The sequence below is a fragment of the Rhodanobacter sp. C05 genome (assembly GCF_002001165.1).
GTDB lineage: Bacteria > Pseudomonadota > Gammaproteobacteria > Xanthomonadales > Rhodanobacteraceae > Rhodanobacter.
In genome coordinates this window covers 75,638-97,822 of sequence record NZ_MUNQ01000005.1, presented here as the reverse complement: position 1 = coordinate 97,822, position 22,185 = coordinate 75,638, and the positions used below count along the sequence as shown (strand labels likewise).

The 22,185-nt window shown below is 62.8% G+C and carries 15 protein-coding genes; 8 read left to right on the top strand and 7 right to left on the bottom strand.

All coding sequences use genetic code 11. From position 1 onward, the window contains the following. Positions 1-34: 34 nt before the first annotated feature. Positions 35-1,909 (top strand): signal peptide peptidase SppA, encoded by a 1,875-nt coding sequence (gene sppA, locus B0E51_RS00475; protein WP_077442872.1) that lies wholly within the window; start codon positions 35-37, stop codon positions 1,907-1,909. A 53-nt stretch (positions 1,910-1,962) separates the two neighbouring features. On the opposite strand, the gene B0E51_RS00470 is transcribed toward sppA, so the two are convergent. Next, the gene (locus B0E51_RS00470; protein WP_077442871.1) at positions 1,963-2,166 is read right to left on the bottom strand and encodes a hypothetical protein; all 204 of its coding nucleotides are present in this window, start codon (positions 2,164-2,166) and stop codon (positions 1,963-1,965) included. 111 nt (positions 2,167-2,277) lie between these two features. Here B0E51_RS00470 and B0E51_RS00465 point away from each other — a divergent pair, with 111 nt between their 5' ends. After that, positions 2,278-3,060 carry an SDR family oxidoreductase gene (locus B0E51_RS00465; RefSeq protein ID WP_077442870.1) on the top strand — a complete coding sequence of 261 codons (783 nt, stop codon included), beginning with the start codon at positions 2,278-2,280 and terminating at the stop codon, positions 3,058-3,060. Between the two features lie 11 nt (positions 3,061-3,071). Here the strand turns inward: B0E51_RS00465 and B0E51_RS00460 are convergent, their stop codons facing one another. Both B0E51_RS00460 and B0E51_RS00455 read right to left on the bottom strand, forming a co-directional pair. Next, positions 3,072-3,707: a DUF4124 domain-containing protein gene (locus tag B0E51_RS00460; protein ID WP_077442869.1), complete on the bottom strand. Its 636-nt coding sequence runs from the start codon at positions 3,705-3,707 to the stop codon at positions 3,072-3,074. A 14-nt stretch (positions 3,708-3,721) separates the two neighbouring features. Then, on the bottom strand, positions 3,722-4,660 hold the full coding sequence (locus B0E51_RS00455; RefSeq protein WP_077442868.1) for a DegV family protein: 939 nt from the start codon (positions 4,658-4,660) through the stop codon (positions 3,722-3,724). Positions 4,661-4,872: 212 nt separating this feature from the next. Here B0E51_RS00455 and B0E51_RS00450 point away from each other — a divergent pair, with 212 nt between their 5' ends. The 5 genes from B0E51_RS00450 to B0E51_RS00430 all read left to right on the top strand — a co-directional run bounded on the left by B0E51_RS00450 (position 4,873) and on the right by B0E51_RS00430 (position 14,767). After that, complete coding sequence (locus B0E51_RS00450) at positions 4,873-5,664, top strand: AMP nucleosidase (protein ID WP_077442867.1); 792 nt, start codon at positions 4,873-4,875, stop codon at positions 5,662-5,664. A 485-nt stretch (positions 5,665-6,149) separates the two neighbouring features. Then, complete coding sequence (locus tag B0E51_RS00445) at positions 6,150-9,191, top strand: TonB-dependent receptor (protein WP_077442866.1); 3,042 nt, start codon at positions 6,150-6,152, stop codon at positions 9,189-9,191. A gap of 64 nt (positions 9,192-9,255) precedes the next feature. After that, positions 9,256-11,091: a tetratricopeptide repeat-containing sulfotransferase family protein gene (locus B0E51_RS00440; RefSeq protein WP_077442865.1), complete on the top strand. Its 1,836-nt coding sequence runs from the start codon at positions 9,256-9,258 to the stop codon at positions 11,089-11,091. Between the two features lie 178 nt (positions 11,092-11,269). Next, positions 11,270-12,766, top strand: a complete 1,497-nt coding sequence (locus B0E51_RS00435) for a sulfotransferase (RefSeq protein ID WP_168172535.1) — start codon at positions 11,270-11,272, stop codon at positions 12,764-12,766. Positions 12,767-12,916: 150 nt separating this feature from the next. Then, positions 12,917-14,767 carry a sulfotransferase gene (locus B0E51_RS00430; protein ID WP_143525739.1) on the top strand — a complete coding sequence of 617 codons (1,851 nt, stop codon included), beginning with the start codon at positions 12,917-12,919 and terminating at the stop codon, positions 14,765-14,767. Positions 14,768-14,875: 108 nt separating this feature from the next. Here B0E51_RS00430 and B0E51_RS00425 read toward each other — a convergent pair whose 3' ends face one another. From B0E51_RS00425 to B0E51_RS00415, 3 genes are all read right to left on the bottom strand, one after another. Then, the gene (locus B0E51_RS00425; RefSeq protein ID WP_077442862.1) at positions 14,876-16,309 is read right to left on the bottom strand and encodes a sulfotransferase; all 1,434 of its coding nucleotides are present in this window, start codon (positions 16,307-16,309) and stop codon (positions 14,876-14,878) included. Between the two features lie 105 nt (positions 16,310-16,414). Further along, positions 16,415-18,055, bottom strand: a complete 1,641-nt coding sequence (locus B0E51_RS00420) for a tetratricopeptide repeat-containing sulfotransferase family protein (protein ID WP_254424349.1) — start codon at positions 18,053-18,055, stop codon at positions 16,415-16,417. Then, positions 18,052-19,635 carry a sulfotransferase gene (locus B0E51_RS00415; RefSeq protein ID WP_077442861.1) on the bottom strand — a complete coding sequence of 528 codons (1,584 nt, stop codon included), beginning with the start codon at positions 19,633-19,635 and terminating at the stop codon, positions 18,052-18,054. The genes B0E51_RS00420 and B0E51_RS00415 overlap by 4 nt, the downstream gene beginning before the upstream one ends. Before the next feature lie 191 nt (positions 19,636-19,826). On the opposite strand from B0E51_RS00415, the gene B0E51_RS00410 reads away from it, so the two are divergent. Further along, a complete protein-coding gene (locus B0E51_RS00410) occupies positions 19,827-21,149 on the top strand; it encodes an aspartyl/asparaginyl beta-hydroxylase domain-containing protein (RefSeq protein WP_077442860.1) in 1,323 nt (440 codons plus the stop codon). A 99-nt stretch (positions 21,150-21,248) separates the two neighbouring features. Here the strand turns inward: B0E51_RS00410 and grxD are convergent, their stop codons facing one another. Then, complete coding sequence (gene grxD, locus B0E51_RS00405; RefSeq protein WP_077442859.1) at positions 21,249-22,172, bottom strand: Grx4 family monothiol glutaredoxin; 924 nt, start codon at positions 22,170-22,172, stop codon at positions 21,249-21,251. Positions 22,173-22,185: the final 13 nt, after the last annotated feature.

Genomic DNA, 22,185 nt, shown 5'->3' with positions numbered 1-22,185 from the left:
CTACGCTAGCTGCTATCCCTTTGGAAGATCACGCATGACACCACCGCTCCCGCCGCCCCGCCGCAATGGCTTCTGGGCTTTTCTGTGCACGTTCGGTCGTGGCATCAACATGGTCAGACTGGTGATCCTCAACCTGGTGTTCTTCGGTCTGCTGTTCGTGCTGTTGCTGCTGCTGACTGCCGGCATGGCCGGCAGTCAGCAGCGCACGTTGCAAGACGACAGCGTGTTGGTGATCAAGCCGCAAGGCCAGCTGGTCGAGCAGTACAGCATCGATCCGCTGCAGCGCGCGATGGCCAGCCTGTCCGGCGACGAACCGAAGCAGGTACAGTTGCGCGATCTGGTGGGCGCGATCGATGCGGCGGCGAAGGACAAGCGCATCACCCGCATCCTGCTGCTGCCGGGTGATCTGCAGGGTGGTGGCTTTGCCGCCTTGCGTGAAGTCGGCGCGGCACTGGATCGCTTCCGTGCGGCAGGCAAGCCGGTGATTGCGTGGGCAGTCAACCTGGATCAGGGGCAGTACTACCTGGCGGCGCATGCCGACCGTCTGCTGGTCGATCCGCAGGGCGGTGTGATGATCACCGGGTTGGCGAACTACCGCCTGTTCTACAAGGACCTGCTCGACAAGCTCGGTGTGGACGTCCATTTGTTCCGTGTCGGTGAGTTCAAGAGTGCCGCCGAGCCGTACATCCTCGAGCACGCCTCGCCGGAGGCCAAGGAAGCCGACGGCTACTGGATGGGTGGACTGTGGGACAGTTACCTTGCCGAGACCGCCAAGCTGCGGAAACTCGACCCGGCAGCATTGCGCGCGGACATCGACAACCTGCCGCAGACCATCGCCAGCACCCAGGGTGACCTGGCCCAGCTGGCCCTGAACGAACACCTCGTCGACGGCCTCGCCACCACAGCCGACATCATCACGATGATGCGCAAGGAAGGCGTGCCTGCGGACGAAAAGGGTCACAGCTTCCGCCAGGTAACTCTGGCGCGTTATGCCGCCAGCACCCTCAGCGACGGCAAGCTGTTCACGCCGGGCGTGGCGATCGTGGTGGCCGAGGGCGAGATCGCCGGCGGCAAGCAATCGCCCGGTTCGATTGGTGGCGAATCCACCGCGGCGCTGATCCGCACCGCGCGCGAAGACCGCAAGACCAAGGCGCTGGTGTTGCGGGTCAATTCCCCTGGTGGCGAAGTGTATGCGGCCGAGCAGATCCGTCGCGAAGTGGAGCTGACCCGCGAAGCCGGCATCCCGGTGGTAGTGTCGATGGGCGACGTGGCGGCCAGTGGCGGCTACTGGATCTCGATGAATGCTAACCGCATCTTCGCCGAGCCGAATACGATCACCGGCTCGATCGGCATCTTCGGCATGTATTACTCGGTGCCCAATACGCTGGCCAAGCTCGGCATCCAGAGCGATGGTGTCAGCACCGGGCCGATGGCTGGCGCATTCGACATCACCCGCCCGCTGGATCCGAAAGTCGGCGCGGTGATCCAGGCGATCATCAACAAAGGCTACCGCGACTTCGTCGGCAACGTGGCCAAGGCGCGCGGCAAGGACTTCGCCGCGATCGACGCGATCGCGCAAGGTCGGGTGTGGACGGGGCAGCAGGCGCTTGATCGTGGTCTCGTCGACCAGCTCGGTGGTCTGGGTGACGCGGTCGCCGATGCGGCTGGCCTGGCCAAGCTGGGCAAGGACTATCCAGTGCGTTACCAGGAGGCCCCGTTGGGCAGCTTCGAGCGCTTCCTGATCGGGCTTAACCAAAGCGCCAGCGTGCGCGTGATGCAGTACTGGGGCATCCGCCTGCCAAGCTGGGTGGCCCAGCTGTCTGCGTTGGCGCCGGAATTGCGGTTGTTGCGCAGCGCGAAGGCTGGTACCCCCAACATCTATGCGGATTGCCTGTGCAGCCCATACTGAATGGCTGAAATCATCCCGAGCCACGCTGTGTCCGGGTGACACAGCCAGCCGGCTCAATGATCCTGGGCATCGATCTGTTTGCGCTGTTCCTCGGCCTGCTTGTCGACAACTTTCTGCACGTCCTTGGCGCGCTGCTCGTCCGCCTTCATGGCGTCCCATGGAGTTGCGACCTGGGCCGGCTTGGCCTGAGGTTCCGGTGGCTTGCTGGAGCAGGCGCCGAGCGCAAGCGCGCAGAACAGGAACGGCAGCGTCTTCATGAGGGTTTCCGCGGGTGGCTGAGGTAGCCAGTGTCACGCCGGGCGCAGGTACAGGCAAGGATCGTGTCGGCATCCCTAGGCGCGCCGGAACCGACGTTTTAAGCTGCACGCATGAATAGCCGCATCGATGCCTGGCAACTGCAAGGCCACACCGCCCTGATCACCGGCGCCAGCAAGGGCATCGGTTACGCCACCGCACGCGAACTGGCCGGTCTGGGCGCCGATCTGCTGCTGGTGGCGCGCGACGAGGACTACCTCGAGCAGATACGCGTGGAGCTGGCAGACGAATTTTCCGGGATCGAAGTGCTGGCATTCGGTGCCGATATGACGGAGGCCGAGGAACGCATGGCGGTGTTCGACTGGATCGCCGATCTTGGCGCACCGCTGTCGCTACTGGTCAACAATGCCGGGGGCAACCTGCCGAAGGCCACGCTGGACTATCGCGACGACGAAGTCCGCATGGTGTTCGAGCAGAATCTGTTCTCGGCGTTCGAGATGTGCCGGCTGGCCCATCCGCAGCTGGTGCAACATGCCAACGCCGCGATCGTGAATGTGGGTTCGGTCTCCGGTATCACGCATGTGCGCACCGGTTCACCGTACGGCATGAGCAAGGCGGCACTGCACCAGCTCACCCGCAATCTGGCGACCGAATGGGCGGTGGACGGCATCCGCGTCAACGCGGTGGCGCCGTGGTACATCCGCACCCAGCGCTCGGAGCCGGCGCTGGCAAACGCCGATTATCTGGACGAGGTGCTCGATCACACGCCGCTGCGGCGGATCGGCGAGCCGGAGGAAGTGGCCGCGGCGATCGCGTTCCTGTGCCTGCCGGCGGCCAGCTACATCACCGGCCAGGTGCTGGCGGTGGACGGTGGATTCCTCAACTACGGCTTCTGAACGGGTGACGCTCAGCAGTTGGCCAGTTGGGCGCGCAACTCGTCGTCGCGTCGCTGCAGCGGCGGCTGATCACTCTGGAACGCGCGCCGCAGTTTCTCGGCATTCTTTTCGTATTCATCGCGCAATTCGTGGCAGATCTCCGGCGCGCTCAGCGGGCGACATCGGTCCTGCACCTGGACATAGTTGCTGGCGATCAGCCCGGCGGTGACCTTGCCGCGACTCACCTCCGGTGCCGAGACGCCGGCACCGCCTGGCGCATAAGCCTGGGCCAAGGGCGCCTGTATCGTGCCGAGCACGCCCATCGGCGCCAGGAACGGTGGCGGATTGCCGTTGCTGCTGACATACGCGCTGCCATCGACGGCATGCACACAGCCGTACAACTGGGGCAGCGGCACGTTTGGAACAGATGGCGGCGGTGCTGCTGGCGTATCGTCGACCGCGGCGGTCGTGCTGGCCGGGACAGGAACGGCGGGCGATGGCGCCGACGTGCTGTCCGACAGTTGCAGGGTCTCTTGCGCCTGCGTCTTTGGACAGGGTGCATCCTGATAAGTCACCTGGCCGGCCGCGCTGCTGCATTTGTAGACCGTGCCGGCGATGGCCGGCACGGTGATGGCGAGCAACAGCAGCAGGGCAGCCAGGCGGCGCATGGCAGCGGGACTCCTCAGAACTCGGCGACGTGTTCCTCGGCAGCAAAACCCAGGGTCAGGGAGCCCTCGCCCACATTGACCATGCCGGTAATGCTCATCGGCGCCTCCATCAGCTCGACGCCGGATTCCTCGCAAGCCGCACGCAGGCCGGCATAGCCAGGCAGGTTCGACAGTACGGCCAGGTCGCCGCCATAGCTGACGCACACGATCGGCACCAGCAAGCCTGCGCGTACTCGCTGCGCCGCATAGTTGAACAGCATCTCCGCGCCGTGATCAAAGCCACGCACCTTCCCGACCGGGCCGGTTTCGCCGCGATAGCAGCGCAGCAGCGGCTTGATATCCAGCGCCGTGCCGACCATCGCACTGAACAGACTGACACTGCGATCGCCCCTTTTCTTGACGCGGTTGCGCAGGTGGATCAGGTCACGCGGCAACATGTAACCATAACTGTTGTTGGCGATGTGGGTGAGGCGCTCTCGGATCGTTGCTGGCAGTGCATCGGTGGCGAGCAACCGTGCCGCTTCGTAAATGGTTGGGGCGGTTCCCGCAAAGACGTTGCGGGTATCGACGACGCGCATCATGAACGGCCCGGGGACGTGGGCCTGTTCGCGCACCTGACGATAATTCTTGAGGATGGCGAAGCTGGCGCGATTCACATGCTCGTTGATCGGACTGCGTGTGGCGGTGATGGTCAGGCAGAACACACAGTCGTACTCCAGCACCAGCTTGTCGAGGAACAGTTTCTGTACCTCATCCACCGGGCAGGGCTCGGTTTCCGCCGAGTGACTGCGGCTGCCGAGCCGGCGGTCGACATAGCGCTGGAGCTCCTCGGGTCGGCGGTCATCCAGGAAGGTTTCGCTATCGATCTTCACCGTGACCGGCATGATCGCGACTTTGTGTTTCTCCAGGAACGCCTGCGACAAGTCGCAGGAAGCATCAATGGCCAAGCCCATCCGCATCACGTATCCCCCCGTCATGAATGGCAAACCGAACATAACACGCAACAAGGGACTGCGGCGTCAACCGAAAGTTGCGCAAAGCGGACCATTTTGTCGGGCAAATGACCGTTCCCGGAGATCGTGAACAGCCTTTAAGATGAGTCGACTGTCTCTGGCATCCTGCCGGCGTGGCGTCGCCGGTAACGCATTACGAGTACCACTTCCATATGAAAAGCAAGCAGGAAATCGTCGCCAACTGGCTGCCGCGCTATACCGGCACGGCACTGGAGCATTTCGGCGAGCACATCCTCCTGACCAACTTCGGTCATTACGTGGACCTGTTCGCGCAATGGCACGGGGTCGAGGTACAGGGGCGTGATCGGCCGATGCCGAATGCCACCGCCGACGGCATTACCCTCATCAATTTCGGCATGGGCAGCCCGAATGCCGCCACCGTGATGGATCTGCTCAGCGCGATCGGGCCCAAGGCCGCGCTGTTCCTTGGCAAGTGCGGCGGCCTCAAGAAGAAGAACCGGCTCGGCGACCTGGTGCTGCCGATTGCAGCGATTCGCGGCGAAGGCACCAGCAACGACTACCTGCCACCGGAAGTGCCGGCGCTGCCGGCGTTCCAGCTGCAGCGTGGCGTTTCCACCATGATCCGCGACCTCGGACACGACTACTGGACCGGCACGGTCTACACCACCAATCGCCGGGTATGGGAGCACGACGACACCTTCAAGGAGTATCTGCGCCGCACCCGTTGTATGGCCGTGGACATGGAAACCGCCACCATCTTCGCCGCCGGCTTCGCCAACAAGATTCCCTGCGGCGCGCTGCTGCTGGTTTCGGACCAGCCGATGATTCCGGAAGGGGTGAAGACCGAGGCCAGCGACCGCGGCGTTACCTCGCAGTACGTCGAGGCACATATCCGGATCGGCATCGAGGCGCTGAAACTGGTGCGCCGCAACGGTCGCAGCGTGAAACATCTGCGTTTTGAGGAAGATGCCGAGGCTGAGTGACCCGGTTCGGTTCTTTAAATGTCGGAATGATGCGGCTGCTCACCGAAGCTCGCGGTGGAACAGGCGTTGCCTCTGACCTGTGGATCGGATGACCTGACGCCAGCTGTTGATGGCGTGTGGCGCAACAAGCTTGTTCATATACTTGTATGACTGGAAACGTCCCTGAATCCGTGCTGCGCGCAAGTTTTTACTTGTACAAATTTTGTTGACAATACGTAAAGCAAGCATGATAAAGGCGCATCGCGCTTGGGTTTGATGGCGCGGACTGGTGGCGCGGATGAGTGCCACAACACAGTCCAACGGCAAGACATGTCCGGTGCGGGAGGTATGCTGCGTGTTCACGTAGCGTTATTTGCCTGTTAGTATCGACGAGGATCGGGAGTTCGTGGGTCTGAAGTTCGTCGGCTTGGAAGATCGAGCCAGGTTGCAGTTTTTGGGCAGAACGTTTTCTGACCCATGGCAATAATTAATCGGAGGGTGTCTTTATGAAACTTGGGGTCACAAAACTTTCTTCGGCAGTCCGCCTGGCGCTTTCGCTGGGTGCTGTCATCGCTACTGGCGCGTCGGGTACGGCATTTGCCCAGGACACCAGCAGCCAGTCCACAACCAGCAATACCCAGCCGGACCAGCAGAAGGCGAAATCGCTGCAGACCGTGGTGGTTACCGGTTCGCTGATCCGTCGCGTTGACCTGGAAACGTCCAATCCGGTGGTCACCATTGACCGTGCGCAGATCCAGGCGACCGGCAAGATGACGCTGGGCGACCTCGTGCAGCAGCTGCCGGCAATGACCGGTGGCAACGTCAACCCGCAGGTCAACAATGGCGGCGGTACCGGCGCGTCCAGCATCAACCTGCGCGGCCTCGGCTCGAAGCGCACCCTGATCCTGGTCGACGGTCAGCGCGTCATCAACGCATTGGGTAGTGGCTCGCCCGATATCAATGCGATTCCCGCCAGCATGATCGAGCGCATCGAAGTGCTCACCAGCGGTGCTTCGGCGACTTACGGCTCCGATGCGATCGGTGGCGTGGTCAACTTCATCCTGCGCAAGAACTACCAGGGTGCCCAGTTCACCGCCAATGTCGGCGAGTCCGATCACAATGACGGCGACCAGGCCGGCTACAGCTTCACTTTCGGGCAGACGTCCGACAAGGGAAGCATCATGGGCGGCGTCGAATACAACAAGCAGGACGGCGTTCTGGCTGGCAACCGCAGTTTCTCGAAGAATGCGTTGACCCGCTACGGCAATACCAGCACCCCGCCGGCCACCTATGTCGGCGGTTCGTCCTCGGCACCGTTTGGCCACGTTCAGCTGTCCCCGGCCCTGAAGGCGCAGTTCGGCTGCAGCTACGTGGCGCTGAACGGCCCATCGGCGGACAGCTCGGTGGTGACCACCGCCAACTACCACTGCTTCCAGAACAACGGTCCGCACAGCGACAAGTACAACTATGCGACGGTCAACCTGATCCTGACCCCGCAGGAGCGCACCAATGCGTTCGTCATGGGTACCTACAACCTGAGCGACAACGTTCAGGCCTACATGAATACCTATGTCAACAAGACCTCGGCCTCGTTCCAGCTCGCGCCGGCGCTGTACTCCACGCCGCCGTACGCCACCAGCTCGCTGGATATCTCGCAAAACAAGTACTGGAACCACTTCGGGGTGGAGTTCGGCAACGGCTTCAACTCGTTTGCCTCGCGCCTGACCTCGGTCGGCGATCGCACGGCGATCGCCGGCACCAACACTGCCCAGATCAATACCGGCATCAAGGGCAACTTGACGGTTCTAGGCAAGGACTGGAACTGGGATGTCGGCGTCGACTACGGCCATACGAGCTTGGTCACCACGACCCTGGGTCTGCCCAATTTCAACGACCTGTACACCGGCGACTCGTACATGACCGCGGCCGGTACGCTGGGCTGCGGCACGGCGGCGGCTCCGGTGGCTTGCCCCAGTAACGTTTCGCAGACTTCCCTGGGATTCAACCCGTTCAACCTGAATTCACCAAGTAGCGTGGCGGCACTGAAGCAGGCCTCGGCGGCCGCGGTCAGCAACGCCTACTCGATCGAGAAGGTCTGGCATGCCGATGTGACCGGCGGTCTGTTCGACCTGCCAGCCGGCACCGTGCAGCTGGCCGCCGGTCTCGACTATCGGACCGAGTACACCCATTCGGTCGTCGACCCGCTGCTGAATCTGACTCTGGGAGGCAACGGTGCCTACAGTTGCGTGCTGGGCAGCCAATGCACCGCCGGCGTGCAGGGTGGCTACAATGTGAAGGAAGGCTATGCGGAAGCCTTTATTCCGGTGCTCACTGGGCTGCCGTTTGCGCAGTCGCTGAACGTGACCATCGGTGATCGCTATTCCCGCTTCAGCTCGTTCGGCAGCACGAACAACTTCAAGTTTGCGCTGGAGTACAAGCCGATCAACGATCTGCTGCTGCGCGGCACGATGGCCAATGTGTTCCGTGCCCCGAACATCGCGGAAATCTACGGTGCGCCGAGTTCGAGTGCCCCGCGCATTTCCAGCGATCCCTGCGACGGTTATACCGGCACCCCGGTCAACCCGGCGTGCGTGGGCGTAAAGACCGACGGCAGCTTCAAGGACGCCGCCGTAGCGCAGAACTTGCAGCTGTCCACGATTGTGTCGGGCTCCGCCTATGCAGGTTTCCCGATCAAGCCGGAACAGGGCAAGAACTTCGACCTGGGCGCGGTGTACAGCCCGTCGTGGGCACCGGGCCTGTCGACCACGGTCGATGTCTGGCATCTGTACCTGAATGACATCATCACCACGGTTGGCGCGCAGAGCGTGCTCAACCTGTGCAGTGCCGGTCAGACCGTGTACTGCCAGTTCATCCACCGCTTTGACTCCGGCCCGAACCAGGGTCAGCTGACGTCGTCGTTCCTCCAGCCGACCGGCAACCTCGGCACGGTGAGCACCGGCGGTATCGACTTCTCGGCCAACTACAAGTTGCCGGAGTTCTCGTTCGGCAAGTTCAATGTCGGCCTCAACGCCACCTACCTGAAGTACTACAACCAGCAGACCGCACCGGGTACTTCGTCCAATACCACCTACAACGATGCCGGTCATTTCCTGTCGTACGGCTCGGCGCAGGAAGCGGCATGCCCGGGTGTCGGTACCTGCCTGTTCCCGCGTTGGCGCGCACAGGGTTTCGTGGACTGGCAGGCGGGCAACTGGAATGCCGAGTGGCGCATGCGCTACATCGGTCGCTTCCAGATGGGTTCGAAGAGCCCGTCGCAGGACACGTTCCCGGATGGCACCTGCTATTACGGCAGCTACTGCACGCTGAAGGGTCAGGTCTACAAGTACGGCGCGACGGTGTACAACGACGTGTCGCTCGGCTACAACATCGAGCCGTTCAACACGCGTATCGACGTCGGCGTCAACAACCTGTTCGACAAGCAGCCGCCAATGCTGTTCGCGAACAACACGCTCAATGCCAATACCGATCCGAGCGATTTCGACCTGATGGGTCGTTATTTCTGGGCTCGCGTGACGGTCAAGTTCTAAACAATCGTTTTACACGGTAAGCTTGAGGGCCGCGTGAGTTGATCACGCGGCCCTTTTTTATGTCATGACTCAAGAACCCACCCAGTTGATTGTCGCCGCCCTCACCGCAGGCCATCTGCCTGAGGCGGAGCGCCTGTGTCGTGAGCAGTTGCTCGGGCAGCCACACGACGAAAATTCATTGTTGCTGCTGGCAATGGCGTTGCAATTCCAGCAGCGCCACACGGAAGCCAAGGCCGTCTATCTTCAGTTGACGGAGCTGTTTCCCGACAGCAGTACGCACTGGTGCAATTACGCCACGGCGTCAGCTACGGCCGGATTACTGACAGAAGCTGAAGACGCGTACTTGACCGCGATCCGGCTGGATCCACGCAATATCATGCCGAAAATCCATCTGGGCCTGATGCTGGTTCAGCGCCAGGATTTTTTCGGCGCACGCGACGTGTTGCTGGACGCTTTCGAACTTGACCGGGATTTGCCGCTTGCACGCATCCACGCGGCACGCGCCTGTTGCCTATGTCAGGACTTCCAGGGGGCGGAGGACCTGTTGCGCCGGTGGCGCAACTGGCTACCGCTCAATGACGGCCCGCTGCAGCTGGAATTGGCCAAGCTGTTGCTGCTGGTATGCAGTGCAGCGGACGCGGGGGAAGCACTGGAAAATCTGCTCGGCTATGCCCCCTCCTATCTGGAGGCCAGGCTGCAACTTGCCTATATTTATGAAAGGGTAAATCGACTCGGCGAAGCCGAGTCGATGGCCCAGTCGGTCGTCGACAGTGGAGCGGCGGGGCATACAGAGGCGATCGAAAACGAGGCCGATCATGTCTTCGCCACGCTGGCCTTGCGCAAGGGTGACGCCGCGGCGGCGCGCGTATTGCTGGAGCGCCGAGGACCGCGGCAAGCCAACGATTTCGCCCATTATTTCGAGCTTGGTCGGGTGTACGACAAGCTGCGCGAGACGGATCTCGCCATGCAGTCCCTGCAGACTGCCCATGCACTGCAGGTAGAGGAGCTCAGGATCGCATCGCCGGATCATTTCCGGCCCGGCGCGCTGGCGATGCCTGCGGAAATCCAGAGGGTCACCGAGGATGACTGCGCCAGGTGGCCGCAGCTGAGTGCCCCCGATACGCGCGACTCGCCGGTATTCATCGTGGGATTCCCGCGTTCGGGTACCACGCTGCTGGAACAGATGCTGGACGCGCACCCCGGCCTGCAGTCGATGGACGAGAACCCATTCTTCAACCGTCTCGCCGACAAGCTGCGCAGGCACGACCCGCGCATCATGTTGAATCTGGACCTGCTGCAGCAGCGCGATTGCGATGAATTGCGCAAGCAATACCTGATCATGGTTTCCGAGAAAATAAACCGTCGCTGGAGCGCGCAACTCGTCGACAAGAATCCGTTGAACATGATGTGGATGCCGATGATCCACCGCCTTTTTCCCGAGGCCAAGTTCATTCTTGCGCTGCGTCATCCGTGCGACGTGATGCTCAGTTGCTACATGCAGAATTTCCGCTCCAGCATCGTGGGCGCGGCATGTGCCAGTCTGGAGCGGCTGGCCGCGGCATACGTGCAGTCCATGGAAACCTGGCTGGAAGATGTGCGTATCTTCCAGCCGAGGGTACTGGTATCGCGTTACGAAGAACTCGTTGGGGATTTTCCGCGACAGACCAGACGCATTGCGCAGTTTCTCGAACTGGACGATGACGCGCCGATGCGGAAGTTCGATCAGCATGCGCGCAACAAGGGTTTCATCGGGACCCCGAGTTATTCGCAGGTCATCGAGCCCGTGAACAGAAAAGGCTTGAACCGCTGGACCAGGTACCGTCGCGAGTTCGAACCGGTGCTGCCGATCATCGAGCCCATGTTGCGTCACTGGGGCTATTCGGCCGACCTGAGTGATTGATTCGTGCGATGTGCGACGAAAGCTTCCGATGGTGGTCTGAGCTGCTCTGAGTTTGCGGGCAGTGTGCAGCGCCGTTTGCTAGCATCGTGAAGAGAAAACTGCCGGATGTTGCGTAATGACTGACTCCACCCCCCGACTCTGGGACCGAGCCCAACGCTATTTGTCGGGGGGGCAGCTTTTGGCGGCCCGTATCACGCTGGAGTCGCTGCTGCAACGCGATCCGGTGCACATCCATGCACTGCTGACGCTTAGTGGTATCGCCTTCGAGGAACATCGAGTGCGTGATGCCGCAATGTACGCGTTAACCGCCATGAGTCATCTGCCGGCGGATGGTGGGCTGGTCGTTGATGCGGCCATGATGTTGCTGCGGGTTGGCGAAACGGTGGCTGTGCGCGACTGCCTGGATCATCCGGTGCTGTCGAATACCAGCGACGGCTCTGTCCTGATGGGATTGGCCACTCTGCGCAAGATGCTTGGCGAGCATCGGGAGGCGCTGACTTTGTTCAATCAAGCCGCCGCGGCCGGGATGGGAACCATCGACTTCCGTTTTCAGCGGGCACTCGAGCTGATATTCAACGGACAAATGGATGATGCGGAGGCGGAGCTGAAGATCTGCCTGCGTCTGGAGCCTTCTTTTGGACGCGGTGCGCTGGCGTTGACTCGGCTGCGCAAACAGACACTGGAAAAAAACCATCTGGACGATTTGAGGGGGCGTCTGCAAGAGGTCGAGAAGGGAACCGAGGACCATGCTGCGCTCGAGTTCGCGGTCTACAAGGAGCTGGAGGACACCCAGCGTTACGACCTGGCGTGGGAAGCGCTGGCGCGTGGCAATGCGATCCTGTATGCGCGCCACCAGCATGATCCCGACTACGAACGGCATTTGTTCGGCAATCTGATCCGACGCTGCACACCGCAGTTTCTGCAGGATGCGGATGTGGTTCACGAAGGGCCACAGCCGATTTTTATCATCGGCATGCCACGCTCGGGGACAACCTTGCTTGATCGTGTGCTCGGCAACCACTCGCAGGTTGTTTCGGCGGGTGAGCTGGATGATTTCGGCCTGCAACTGCGCTGGGTGGCGGATCACCGCACAACTTTGGATGAATACGTGCTGGAACGGCTTCCGGATCTGGACTATGCCGAGCTGGGTCGCCGCTATCTGGAGCGAACCCAGTGGCGTGCGCAAGGTGCGCGGTTTTTCATCGACAAGCTGCCACGGAACTGGATGATCGCCGGGCTGATTCATCGCGCGCTGCCGCAGGCACGCATCCTGAATCTCGTGCGCGATCCGATGGATGTGTGTTTCTCCAACTTCCGGGCATTGTTGGGCGACACGTTCCCGTGGAGCTATGACATGCATGCGCTCGCCGCGCATTACAAACAGTATCGCCGTGTGCTCGCGCACTGGCATGCCGCCATGCCGGGGCAGATTCTCGATGTGCCGTACAACGAACTTACACGCGACCCGGAAGCCATGGCGCACAAGGTGCTCGATTACTGCGGGCTGGAATGGGAGCCCGGTTGCGTGGATATAACCCGCAACAAGGCTGCGGTTGCGACACTCAGCATGTCGCAGGTGCGTGAACCGATCCACACCCGCTTCTTCGAGGAGTGGCGGAATTACGAACAACAGCTGCAGCCGTTGCGCGAGGCGATTGCCGAATTGCCCATTTGATGCAAACGTGATGGGCCATTTCAATACTGAGTGACGCATGGTCGCCTTGGTGCCGAAGTAGTCGATTACCATGCAGCTGATGCAACGAAGAAGCTCATTCAGCCTTGCGCCGGTGGCGCGCAGTTCAATCAATTCAAGTGGACACAATCAGTGAAACTGCCAGTTCCCTTTATCCAGTTGCCACTGCAGTTCGATGCCGAGGCGCTCGCGCAAGAGATCGCGGCGTTCGGCGAAGCTGACTGGCGCGAACACCCGCAGAAGTATCCCGGCAATCTGTGGTTGCCCTTGATTGCAGCCAATGGCGACCCCGACAACGAATCCTTCGCGGGCGCGATGCGACCCACACCGTATCTTCTGCAGAGCCCGTACCTGATGCAGGTGCTGTCACGAATCGGCGCCGTATGGGGGCGGACTCGCCTGATGAAGCTTACAGGTCAGGCCGAGGTCACTCCGCACTTTGACGTCAACTATTACTGGCGGGCACGCGCACGTGTGCACGTGCCCATCGTGACCAAGCCGACCGTACGATTCATATGCGGGGAAGGTGAAGTGAACATGGGGCCGGGTGAATGCTGGATTTTCGATACCTGGCGCCAGCATCAGGTAATCAATGGCTCCGACGACGAGCGGATTCACCTGGTGGCGGATACTGTCGGCAGCGACGAGTTTGGGGAGCTGTTACGGGACGGCCAGATGCCGGGCAACCATGTGCCCGAAGGCTGGCGCGCCGAGGTTGTTGCGCCGACTGGAGAGCTCCACCCCGCATTGCGCTATGAATCAGTCAACCTGCCTGCCGTCATGTCGCCCTGGGAGATGCGTGAACACATCAGTTTTCTCCTGAATGAGGTGCGCCCCCATCCGGAACTGGAGCTTGCAAAGCAGGTGACCTCGCGCTTTCTCGCCGCCTGGCAGGCGCTGTGGTCGGAACACGGTACGGATCCGGCCGGTCTGCCTGCCTATCGCAAGGCGTTGAACTCCTATGAGCAGTGGCTGAAGGCCTCGGCAGCGTCACTGCAACTGATCAATGACTCGTCGTTGGTGGTTGCGCTACGACTCATGGTCCTGTCCGTGGCGATTGGCGACAATAATCGCGCTTCCAGTGGCGACGAGTTGCGCCAGAATGCGATCCCTGCAATTCCAGGGCCGCGCACGGATCGTGCTGATCGCGACCCGGTCTTCGATCGTCCGGTATTCATCGTTTCGCCACCACGCTCGGGCTCGACCCTGCTTTTCGAGACCTTGGCGAAGGCCCCGGGGCTTTACACGATCGGTCGTGAGAGTCATGCGCTGATCGAAGGTACCCCCGGCCTGGGTGCAAGTGCGCTTGGTTATGACTCCAACCGGCTGGATGCAACTGCGGCGTCGCCGGAGCTGATCGAAGCATTGCGGCGCCGTTTTCTCGCGGAGCTGCACGACCGGGATGGCAATGCACCGAAACAGCAGCCACTCCGGATGCTCGAGAAAACGCCCAAGAATGCATTGCGCATACCGTTCCTGGCCAAGGTTTTCCCGGAGGCCCGGTTCATTTACCTGCACCGCGACCCGCGCGAGACACTGAGCAGCATGATCGAGGCCTGGCAGTCCGGCGGGTTCCGCACGTATCCGAATCTTCCCGGCTGGACGGGCTTGCCGTGGTCCCTCTTGCTGGTGCCCGGTTGGCGCGAACTGATCGCGCGACCGTTGCCCGAGATCGTGGCAGCACAGTGGGATACCACCACACGCATCCTGCTCGATGATCTTGCTGTACTCCCGCCGGAACGCTGTCATGTTGCACGCTACGACGCGTTGATTGCAGATCCTGCGGCGGAAGTGGCGCGACTGTGCGGTGTACTTGGACTTGACTGGGATCGTTCACTCGATGCTGCGTTGCCACTTTCACGCTACACCGTGACCGAGCCCGCTGCAGACAAGTGGCGCCGACATGAGGATCTGATCAACCGGGTCCTTCCCGGTTTGCAGCCTACCCTCGATCGTGCTGAACGGATTGCTCGCGCTGGATGATCGCTCCGAACGATGGCCTGGAGCCCATGCGCGGCTGGCAGTCGTCTGGTCATGCAGCCTGTTCACGACACAACCCGGCTCAGGGGAACGAGTTGGCCAGAAGGTGACTCAGAATCGCCCCAGCTCCGGCACGTGGGGGAGGTAGTTTTTCCAGCGTCCCACCGACGAGTTGTATATTGGCTGGCGGGCTTGCCATACGCTGGCTGTGGTGATCGCCGTGGTCAAGGTAGCGGCTGCTGCTCCTGTTGCGACGACCGATGGCAGGCCGACAAAGGCCCGCAGTGCTTCAAGGCTCGACTCGGGATCGGCAACCATCGCTTCGTAATCCAGGCTATGCACTGGCATATGCAAGCGCTGCTGCCAGTGCTGCATCAGCTGGTCGTGGCCGCGGAAGAAACCAGCGATGTCGTCGAGATCGCTGGCGAAGCCGTACTGCGGATGCGCGAAGCTCTGCGACCAGATGGACAACGCGGTATCGCGCGGGTCGCGCCGGCAGTGGATGATCCGGGCCTGCGGGAACAGTGCCGCGATCAGGTCGAGATAGCGGAAGTTGTTCGGGTTCTTGTCGATGTACCAGCGTACGGCGGGATCGTCCTGGACGGCGTGCACCCGGTACAGCTCGGCGGCTTGGCGCAGGGCGCCGGCATCGCGCAACAGGTTGCCCGACTGCAGCTGTTCGGCGATGAAGTGGAGCATCGGTAGTTCGCCGCGGTCGCGCATGTCCGGATGTCCGGCGAGTCGCGTTGCCGCCAAGGTGGTGCCGCTGCGTGGCAGGCCGACGATGAAGACCGGCACGAAATCAGGCCTCGACGGCAGCGGTGTTTCGAGCGTGTGCGCTCGCAGGCGGTTATCCAGCCAGTGCGCCCACGCTTCGCGTGACCACGGCTGCGCCTGTCCTGAAAGCTGGTTGGCCGCGCGCAGGGTCTGCGCGGCATGGGCGTAGTCGCCGATGTCGTCATAGGCCTTGGCGAGGCCGAAGCCGGTCACCGCGCGCGCTTGCAGCGAACAGGCGGAGTCCCCGAAATGGGTGATGAAACGCGCAAAGTCCGGGTCGGCGCGATTGGTATAGCGTCGGGTGGCGGCCAGCGCCCCAAGCACAAACCAGCTATCAAGGTCGGCACCGGCTTCCAGTGCTGCGTAATAGTGCGTGCGCGCGACCTCGAACTCGCCCAGCTCGCGCGCCAGATTGCCGGCCAGCACATGCAGACCGGCGTCGGCGTGACCGCGTGCGATGGCTTCCTCGCACAGGGCCGCGGCGAGCGGCTGGCGTTGGCATTGCTGGATGAACTGGGCGCATCGCATCGTCAGCGCCGGCTGCAGGCCCGCGTGCCGGCACCACCCCGCCATCAACTGGCTGGCGGCATGGAGCTGACCCTGGCTTTGCAGCAGCTGGGCCAGCAGCGGTGTTGCCTGGGGATGCATCGGATGATGCGCGAGGATGTCTTGCAGCAGCGCGCGCGCGGATTCCACGTGCCCTTGTTGCCAGAGTGTCTGGGCGGCGCGGAAGCGTTCGGCTTCGTCGGGTTGGTGCGTCGTCGTCACGTCAGGGTTGTCGGCTGATGGTCATGGGGGAGGGTATCGCGGCTGCGGCCTGTCGCGTGCCGGAGCCGTACGTCAGCGGGCAGGGAGTGCCGCGGTTGCATCTCATCACTTGTCCGGAAATTGCAGCAGTTCCGGGACATGCGGTGCGTAGGAACGCCAGCGCGCCACCGAGTGTGCATGGATCGGCTGGCGTGCCTGCCATGCGCTGGCGGTGCTGATCGCATGGTCGGGGCTCCGGGTGGCGAGCAGGTCGTGCCCGGGCAATTCCAGCCAGCGTGCCAGTTCGTCCAGGCAGGACCCGGGGTCGGCGATGAGTTCCTCGTAACGCACGGTATGGATCGACGCGGCATGACGGGCCAGCGCATGCGCATGCAGGCGCTCGCAACCCTGGATGAGCGCGGCGATATCGCCGAAGTCGTAGGCATAGTCGTGCGCGGGGTCGTGGAACGACTGTGACCATAGCGACAGCGCGGTATCGCGCGGGTTGCGTCGGCAGTGGACGATACGCGCGTTCGGCCACAACGCGAGGATCAGGTCGATGTGCAGCAGGTTCAGCGGCTGCTTGTCGATGAACCAGTGCGCGTCGGAGTCATCCTGGCGAAGCTGCGCCGCATAGGTGTTCGCGGCTTGTTCGAATGCGGCCGGTTCCCTGGCGCCGGCCTGTTCGAGCCGTCGGGCCACGGTCGCCAGCCAGCCCAGCTCGCCGCGATTGCAGACCAGCGGGTGGCGCGCGAGCAATTCGGCCAGCAAGGTGGTGCCGGAGCGTGGCACGCCGACGATGAACAGCGGCGTCCACCCGCTCGGGGCGGTCAGCTGGAGTGGCGGCGGCCTGGCCGCCAGGCGTGCCTCGACGAGGCGCCGCCAGCGCTTGCGCGACCAGGTCGAGCGCACATGGGCGAGGGCATTGGCCTGGCGCAGGTAGTGCACCGCCTGCACACGGTCGGCGATGTCGTCGTGAGCCTTGCCCAGGGCGAACAGCGTCGTGATACGCGTCGTCTCGCTCAATCCCGGCCGCTGCAGCACGTTCCGGAAAAGCTGGAAGTCCGCATGGCTGTCGTCCGTGTAGCGCTGCAGGCTCGACAGGCCGATCGGAATGTTCCATTCGACGGCTTGCGGACTGTGCGCGAGCGCGAAGGCATAGCGCTCACGCACGCGTTCGAATTCGCCGAGCTGGATACCCAGCATGCCGGCATAGGCATGGATGCGCGGGTCGCTGGAGCCGCTAGCGATCTCACTCTCGCAGATGGCTGCAGCATCCGCTGTCCGCTGAATATCGTCGAGCATTTCCACAGCCTGGATGACCGTGTCGGCATCCTGCCGTGCGTGTCCGAACAGATCGCGCATGGCGCTGGCCGCGGCGCGCATGCGACCTTGCTGAACTAGCAGGCCCGCCAGCAGAAAGGTCGCTGCGGCGTGCGCCGGCTGTTGCGCAAGCAGCTCATGCAGCAAGGCTTCGGCCGCTGCCGATTCACCGCGTTGCTGCAGGATGCCGGCCAGCGCGAAACGCAGATCGACCGAGCCGGGATGTTTGATGAGCGCGGTAGACAGCACGCCATGCGCCGCTTCGGTGTCGCTGCGCATTACCAATGCGCGTGCGCAGGCCAGCCATTCCACTTCGGACGCACCGGCTAGAGCCTCCAGCAGTTCGCGCCGGGCGGTTTGCATGTGACCCTGCGCGCGCTGCCGTTCGTAGGCGGCCAGACGGTGCTCGCCTGCATCGGATGCCGGTGCGGAAGTGATGGTCATGGGGTGTCGTCACGCTGCCATGGTGGCAACCCGAGCGCCGTCCGCAACGGATCGAGCAGGGCGCCGTAGCGCGGCGCGCGCCTGGTGTCGTGCAGTGGCTGACGCACCTGGGTGGCGCTGGGCGAACGCACCTCGCGCCGGTTTTCATTGAAGCTCAGACAGGCCAGCTCGAACGGCAGGCCGCAGAAATCCAGCAACCGACGAATGTGGGCTTCCGGATCGGCCAGCAGGTGCTCGTATTCATGCTCGAACACCCGCGCTGGATGCAGCATTTGCCAGTGGCGAACGCTGTGATCGAAGTCGCGCCAGAAGGCCGCAAGATCGTCGAACGTGCGGGTGTACTCGTTGCCGGCCAGGTACTGGCGATAGCAGGAGAAGCAGGTTTCCAGCGGGTCGCGCCGGCACGCGATGATGCGCGCCCCCGGCAGCATGGCGCGGATCGCGCCGATGTACATCCAGTTGTTCGGCAGCTTGTCGGTGAAGACGGGACGTTGCCGCCGCCAGTGCGCGGTGCGTTCCAGATAGCGCCGCCCCAGACGTTCCCAGTCAGCCGGCTGCATCGCGTGCGCCCATTGCGGAAACGGCTGGCCGCGGCGACGCGATTCCTCACCCAGCACCTGCGGCAGGTCGGGCAGTTCGCCAGCGCCCTCGACCGAGCTGTGCGAGGCGAGGATCTGCTCGACCAGAGTCGAGCCGGATCGCGGCAGGCTGACAATGAAGATGACTTCCTTGCCGAGCGCTTCCGCAGCGGCGGCAGGCGGTGGCAGGAAAGCCTGGTTGACCGTCGAGATTCCCGCAGAGAAGGCGTCGGCGTTCCACTGCTGCCTGCGTCGTGCAATGGCATTGGCCTGGGCGAGTGCGGCCAGCGAATCGTCAGGGCGCTCGTCATCGTCCAGCGCCTTGGCCAGTGCGAAGCCCATCGCGATCAGGTCGTTTTCGCTGGCCCGCGGCTGTTGCATCGCCGCTTGGATGTGCGCGATGTCGTCATCGGTGAAACGGGTGGTCCGGAGGTCGGCCAGGCCCCACCAGGCCTGGCCGGCCCAGGGCTGTTCCGCGAGCACCTTGCGGTATTCCATTGCGGCTTCTTCGGTCTGGCCGCGAGTGCGCAGCATGTCAGCCAACAGGGCGCGTGCGTCCACATGATCCGGCGCGAGCGCAACGGCGCGCTGCAAGGCAACCACGGCCTCGTCATTGCGCACGCAGCGGGTCAGCATGACACCAAGGTTGTACCAGGCGATGGCCATGCCGGGCTGCAGTTCGCAACAGCGATGCAGCGCGACAATCGCGGCATCGAATTCTCCGGCGTTGCCCAGCAAGGTACCGAGGGTGTTGTGGTAAAGCGCGTCCTGCGGGCGTTGCGCCAAGGCTTGCTGCATCGTGCTTACGGCCTGCAGGGGGCGGCCGCGCAGACTGTGGATGCCAGCCTGCATCCGCAGGACTTCGGGGTGCTGCGGGTCTGATGCGGCAGCGCTGGCCAGGTGGTGCTCGGCCACTTCCACCCGGCCTGCTTCGAGCGCTTCGCCGGCGACCATGATGTGCATGCGGGTGTCAGGGCTCAATCCCTGTAGACGAGGAGTCATATCTGCTCTTTTGGCATCAGGCGAACGGCGGTGTACAGCTTGCTTCAACGGGGCGCGGCGCAAACCGCGTTTCGAAACGACACATTGCCTGCCAGGGCATTCGAATGCGTCACCGCGTATTATGCCGGTTAGTTCAGCCTGCTGCGGCCCGCATCCGGGGTTCCGCAGCCCATCCAGTGGTGAATCCAGCAATGAAGAATGAGCCAGACCAGCGCTCTGCAGATTATCGCGAGCAGGCCCGCACCGAGTTGCGCCAGGGTGATATGGCGCTTGCCGAGCAATCCTATGCGCGTCTGCTCGAGACCGATCCCGGTGATCTTGAGGCGCTGCGGCAATTGGCCAATATTCACCTGGCCCGCGGTGCGGTGAACCAGGCCATCGACCTGCTGATCGCTGCAGATCGTGCGCATCCCGGGGATGCCGTCACGCTGCATCAGCTGGGCGTGGCGCGGATGACGGGTGGCGATATCCGGGGCGCGGTCGCTGATTTGCGCCGTGCACTCGAACTTGCGCCGAACATGTTCGTGGCACGCCTGCGGCTGGGCATGTTGCTGGATCAACTGGGAGAAACCTACGAGGCCCTGGCCGCCTCCCTGATGGCGATCAATGCGGCGCAGGCGCATGGGCGCTGGCTCAGTGACGAGACCACGGCGCCGGAATTCCGGGATGCCGTGAAGAGCGCCATGCGGTATGTCATGCACGGGCGCCGCCAGTTGTTCGATGGCGTATTGGAACCATTACGACAACGCTACGGTCGTTCGGAACTGGTACGGGTGGAACAATGCCTTGCCATCTACCTGGAGGAGCAAATTGCCTCGATGCCGGACCCGCGGCAGCAGCCCAAGTTTCTGTATTTCCCGGGCGTGCCGAGCCAGCCTTATTATCCGCGCGAGCGCTTTCCATGGCAGGCGGAGCTGGAAGCCAACACCGCCATGATTCGCGAGGAGCTGCGCGCCGTGCTGTCGCAGCCACAGGATCTCGAATCATTCCTGCAGACGGATTCGCCGCAGGATGCGGCCGACCTGCTGCGATCTTCAGGCGCCCAGCAGCCCGCTTGGGATGCGTATTTCTTCCACCGACATGGCGAACGCTACGCGGCGCATGCCGCGCGCTGTCCGCAGACCGCTGCCTTGCTCGATGCGCTGCCGCTCGCGCGCGTCCGCGAGCACTCACCGGAGACGCTGTTCTCGGTGCTGCAGCCCGGCACGCATATCCTTCCGCATCGAGGGGTCACCAATACCCGGCTGGTCACGCACCTGCCGCTTATCGTGCCGTCCGATTGCGCCTTGCGTGTCGGCGGAGAAATCAATGAGTGGCAGGAAGGTCGCTGCGTCACCTTCGATGACACCTACGAACACGAGGCATGGAACCACAGTGCCGAGACCCGGGTGGTGCTGATCCTCGACAGCTGGAATCCGGATCTCAGCGAGGCCGAACGGGCGGCAGTGGCTGATCTGGTCGGAGCGATCGGCGACTTCAATCGGGCCAGCGAAGTGCCCACCCCCAAGGGCTGAGCCTGCCGATGGCGGATTGCTGAAACAAAAACGCCCCTGCCGGGGCGTTTTTGTTCAGGGCTCTTGCAGCGCGGTTACCGCGTAGCAAGCCAGTCTGGCTCAGTAGCGCGGCACACTCGAATCGACTTCAGCAGCCCACGCATCCATGCCGCCTTCCACGTTGTATACATTGCTGAAGCCGTGTGCGGCGAAGCGCTCGGCCATGCCGCGGCTGGAGATGCCGTGGTGGCAGATGAAGGCGAGCGCGGTGTCTTTCGGCAGCGCGGCGAGACTTTCGTAGCCCTCGTCCTCCAACACCCGGGCGTAAGCCAACGGCGCGGCTTGGGCGCGGCCGGCGGCCGGGCGCACGTCGATCAAGGTGATGTCGTGTGCGGCCAGACGTGCCTTGAGCTGCTGCACACTGATCGACTTGATCTCCTGCGCACCGGGAAACTTCAGGCTGAGACCTTCACCCTGCACGGTCGAGACCCAGTCGATCACGATGCCCTTGGCACGCTGGGCACTGGCCGGATCGAAGTGAACCTCCAGGCCGTTGGCGTGCGCGACGATGTCGTGCTCGCCAGCCGGGGCGAGTTGGAAGCCGGCGCTGTGGTCGGGACCGATCTCCAGATGCAGTGCCAGTCCTTCGGCGTTGGCCGTTCCCTGGCGGATCGCCTCGGCGGCCGCGTCGGTGATGGTGATCGGCGGCGGCGTGCGATCCGGTGCAGCCACACCGAACAAGGTATGCAGTTCACCGTTGCCGTACATCTGGCGGATGATGTCGGCGCCGCCGACCAGTTCGCCTTCCACGTACAGCTGCGGGATCGTCGGCCAGTCGCCATAGGCCTTGATGCCTTCGCGGATTTCCGGATCCTCCAGCACGTTGACCGTGTGGTAGTCCGGCAACAGCTCGTTCAGCGTGTTGGTGGCGGCCGCGGAGAAGCCGCACATCGGCTGCTGGCGATCACCCTTCATGAACAGCACCACGCGGTGGTCCTTGAGCAGGGTTTCGATACGTTCGCGGGTAGTGCTGTCGAGGGACATGGGGAACTCCGGC

Bases quoted from the DNA above. Each gene is read 5' to 3' on its own strand.
- B0E51_RS00455 (WP_077442868.1), bottom strand. From the start codon at position 4,660: ATGGGCTTGGCCATTGATGCTTCCTGCGACTTGTCGCAGGCGTTCCTG.
- B0E51_RS00450 (WP_077442867.1), top strand. From the start codon at position 4,873: ATGAAAAGCAAGCAGGAAATCGTCGCCAACTGGCTGCCGCGCTATACC.
- B0E51_RS00445 (WP_077442866.1), top strand. From the start codon at position 6,150: ATGAAACTTGGGGTCACAAAACTTTCTTCGGCAGTCCGCCTGGCGCTT.
- B0E51_RS00470 (WP_077442871.1), bottom strand. From the start codon at position 2,166: ATGAAGACGCTGCCGTTCCTGTTCTGCGCGCTTGCGCTCGGCGCCTGC.
- B0E51_RS00415 (WP_077442861.1), bottom strand. From the start codon at position 19,635: ATGACTCCTCGTCTACAGGGATTGAGCCCTGACACCCGCATGCACATC.
- grxD (WP_077442859.1), bottom strand. From the start codon at position 22,172: ATGTCCCTCGACAGCACTACCCGCGAACGTATCGAAACCCTGCTCAAG.
- B0E51_RS00440 (WP_077442865.1), top strand. From the start codon at position 9,256: ATGACTCAAGAACCCACCCAGTTGATTGTCGCCGCCCTCACCGCAGGC.
- B0E51_RS00420 (WP_254424349.1), bottom strand. From the start codon at position 18,055: ATGACCATCACTTCCGCACCGGCATCCGATGCAGGCGAGCACCGTCTG.
- B0E51_RS00465 (WP_077442870.1), top strand. From the start codon at position 2,278: ATGAATAGCCGCATCGATGCCTGGCAACTGCAAGGCCACACCGCCCTG.
- B0E51_RS00460 (WP_077442869.1), bottom strand. From the start codon at position 3,707: ATGCGCCGCCTGGCTGCCCTGCTGCTGTTGCTCGCCATCACCGTGCCG.
- sppA (WP_077442872.1), top strand. From the start codon at position 35: ATGACACCACCGCTCCCGCCGCCCCGCCGCAATGGCTTCTGGGCTTTT.
- B0E51_RS00410 (WP_077442860.1), top strand. From the start codon at position 19,827: ATGAAGAATGAGCCAGACCAGCGCTCTGCAGATTATCGCGAGCAGGCC.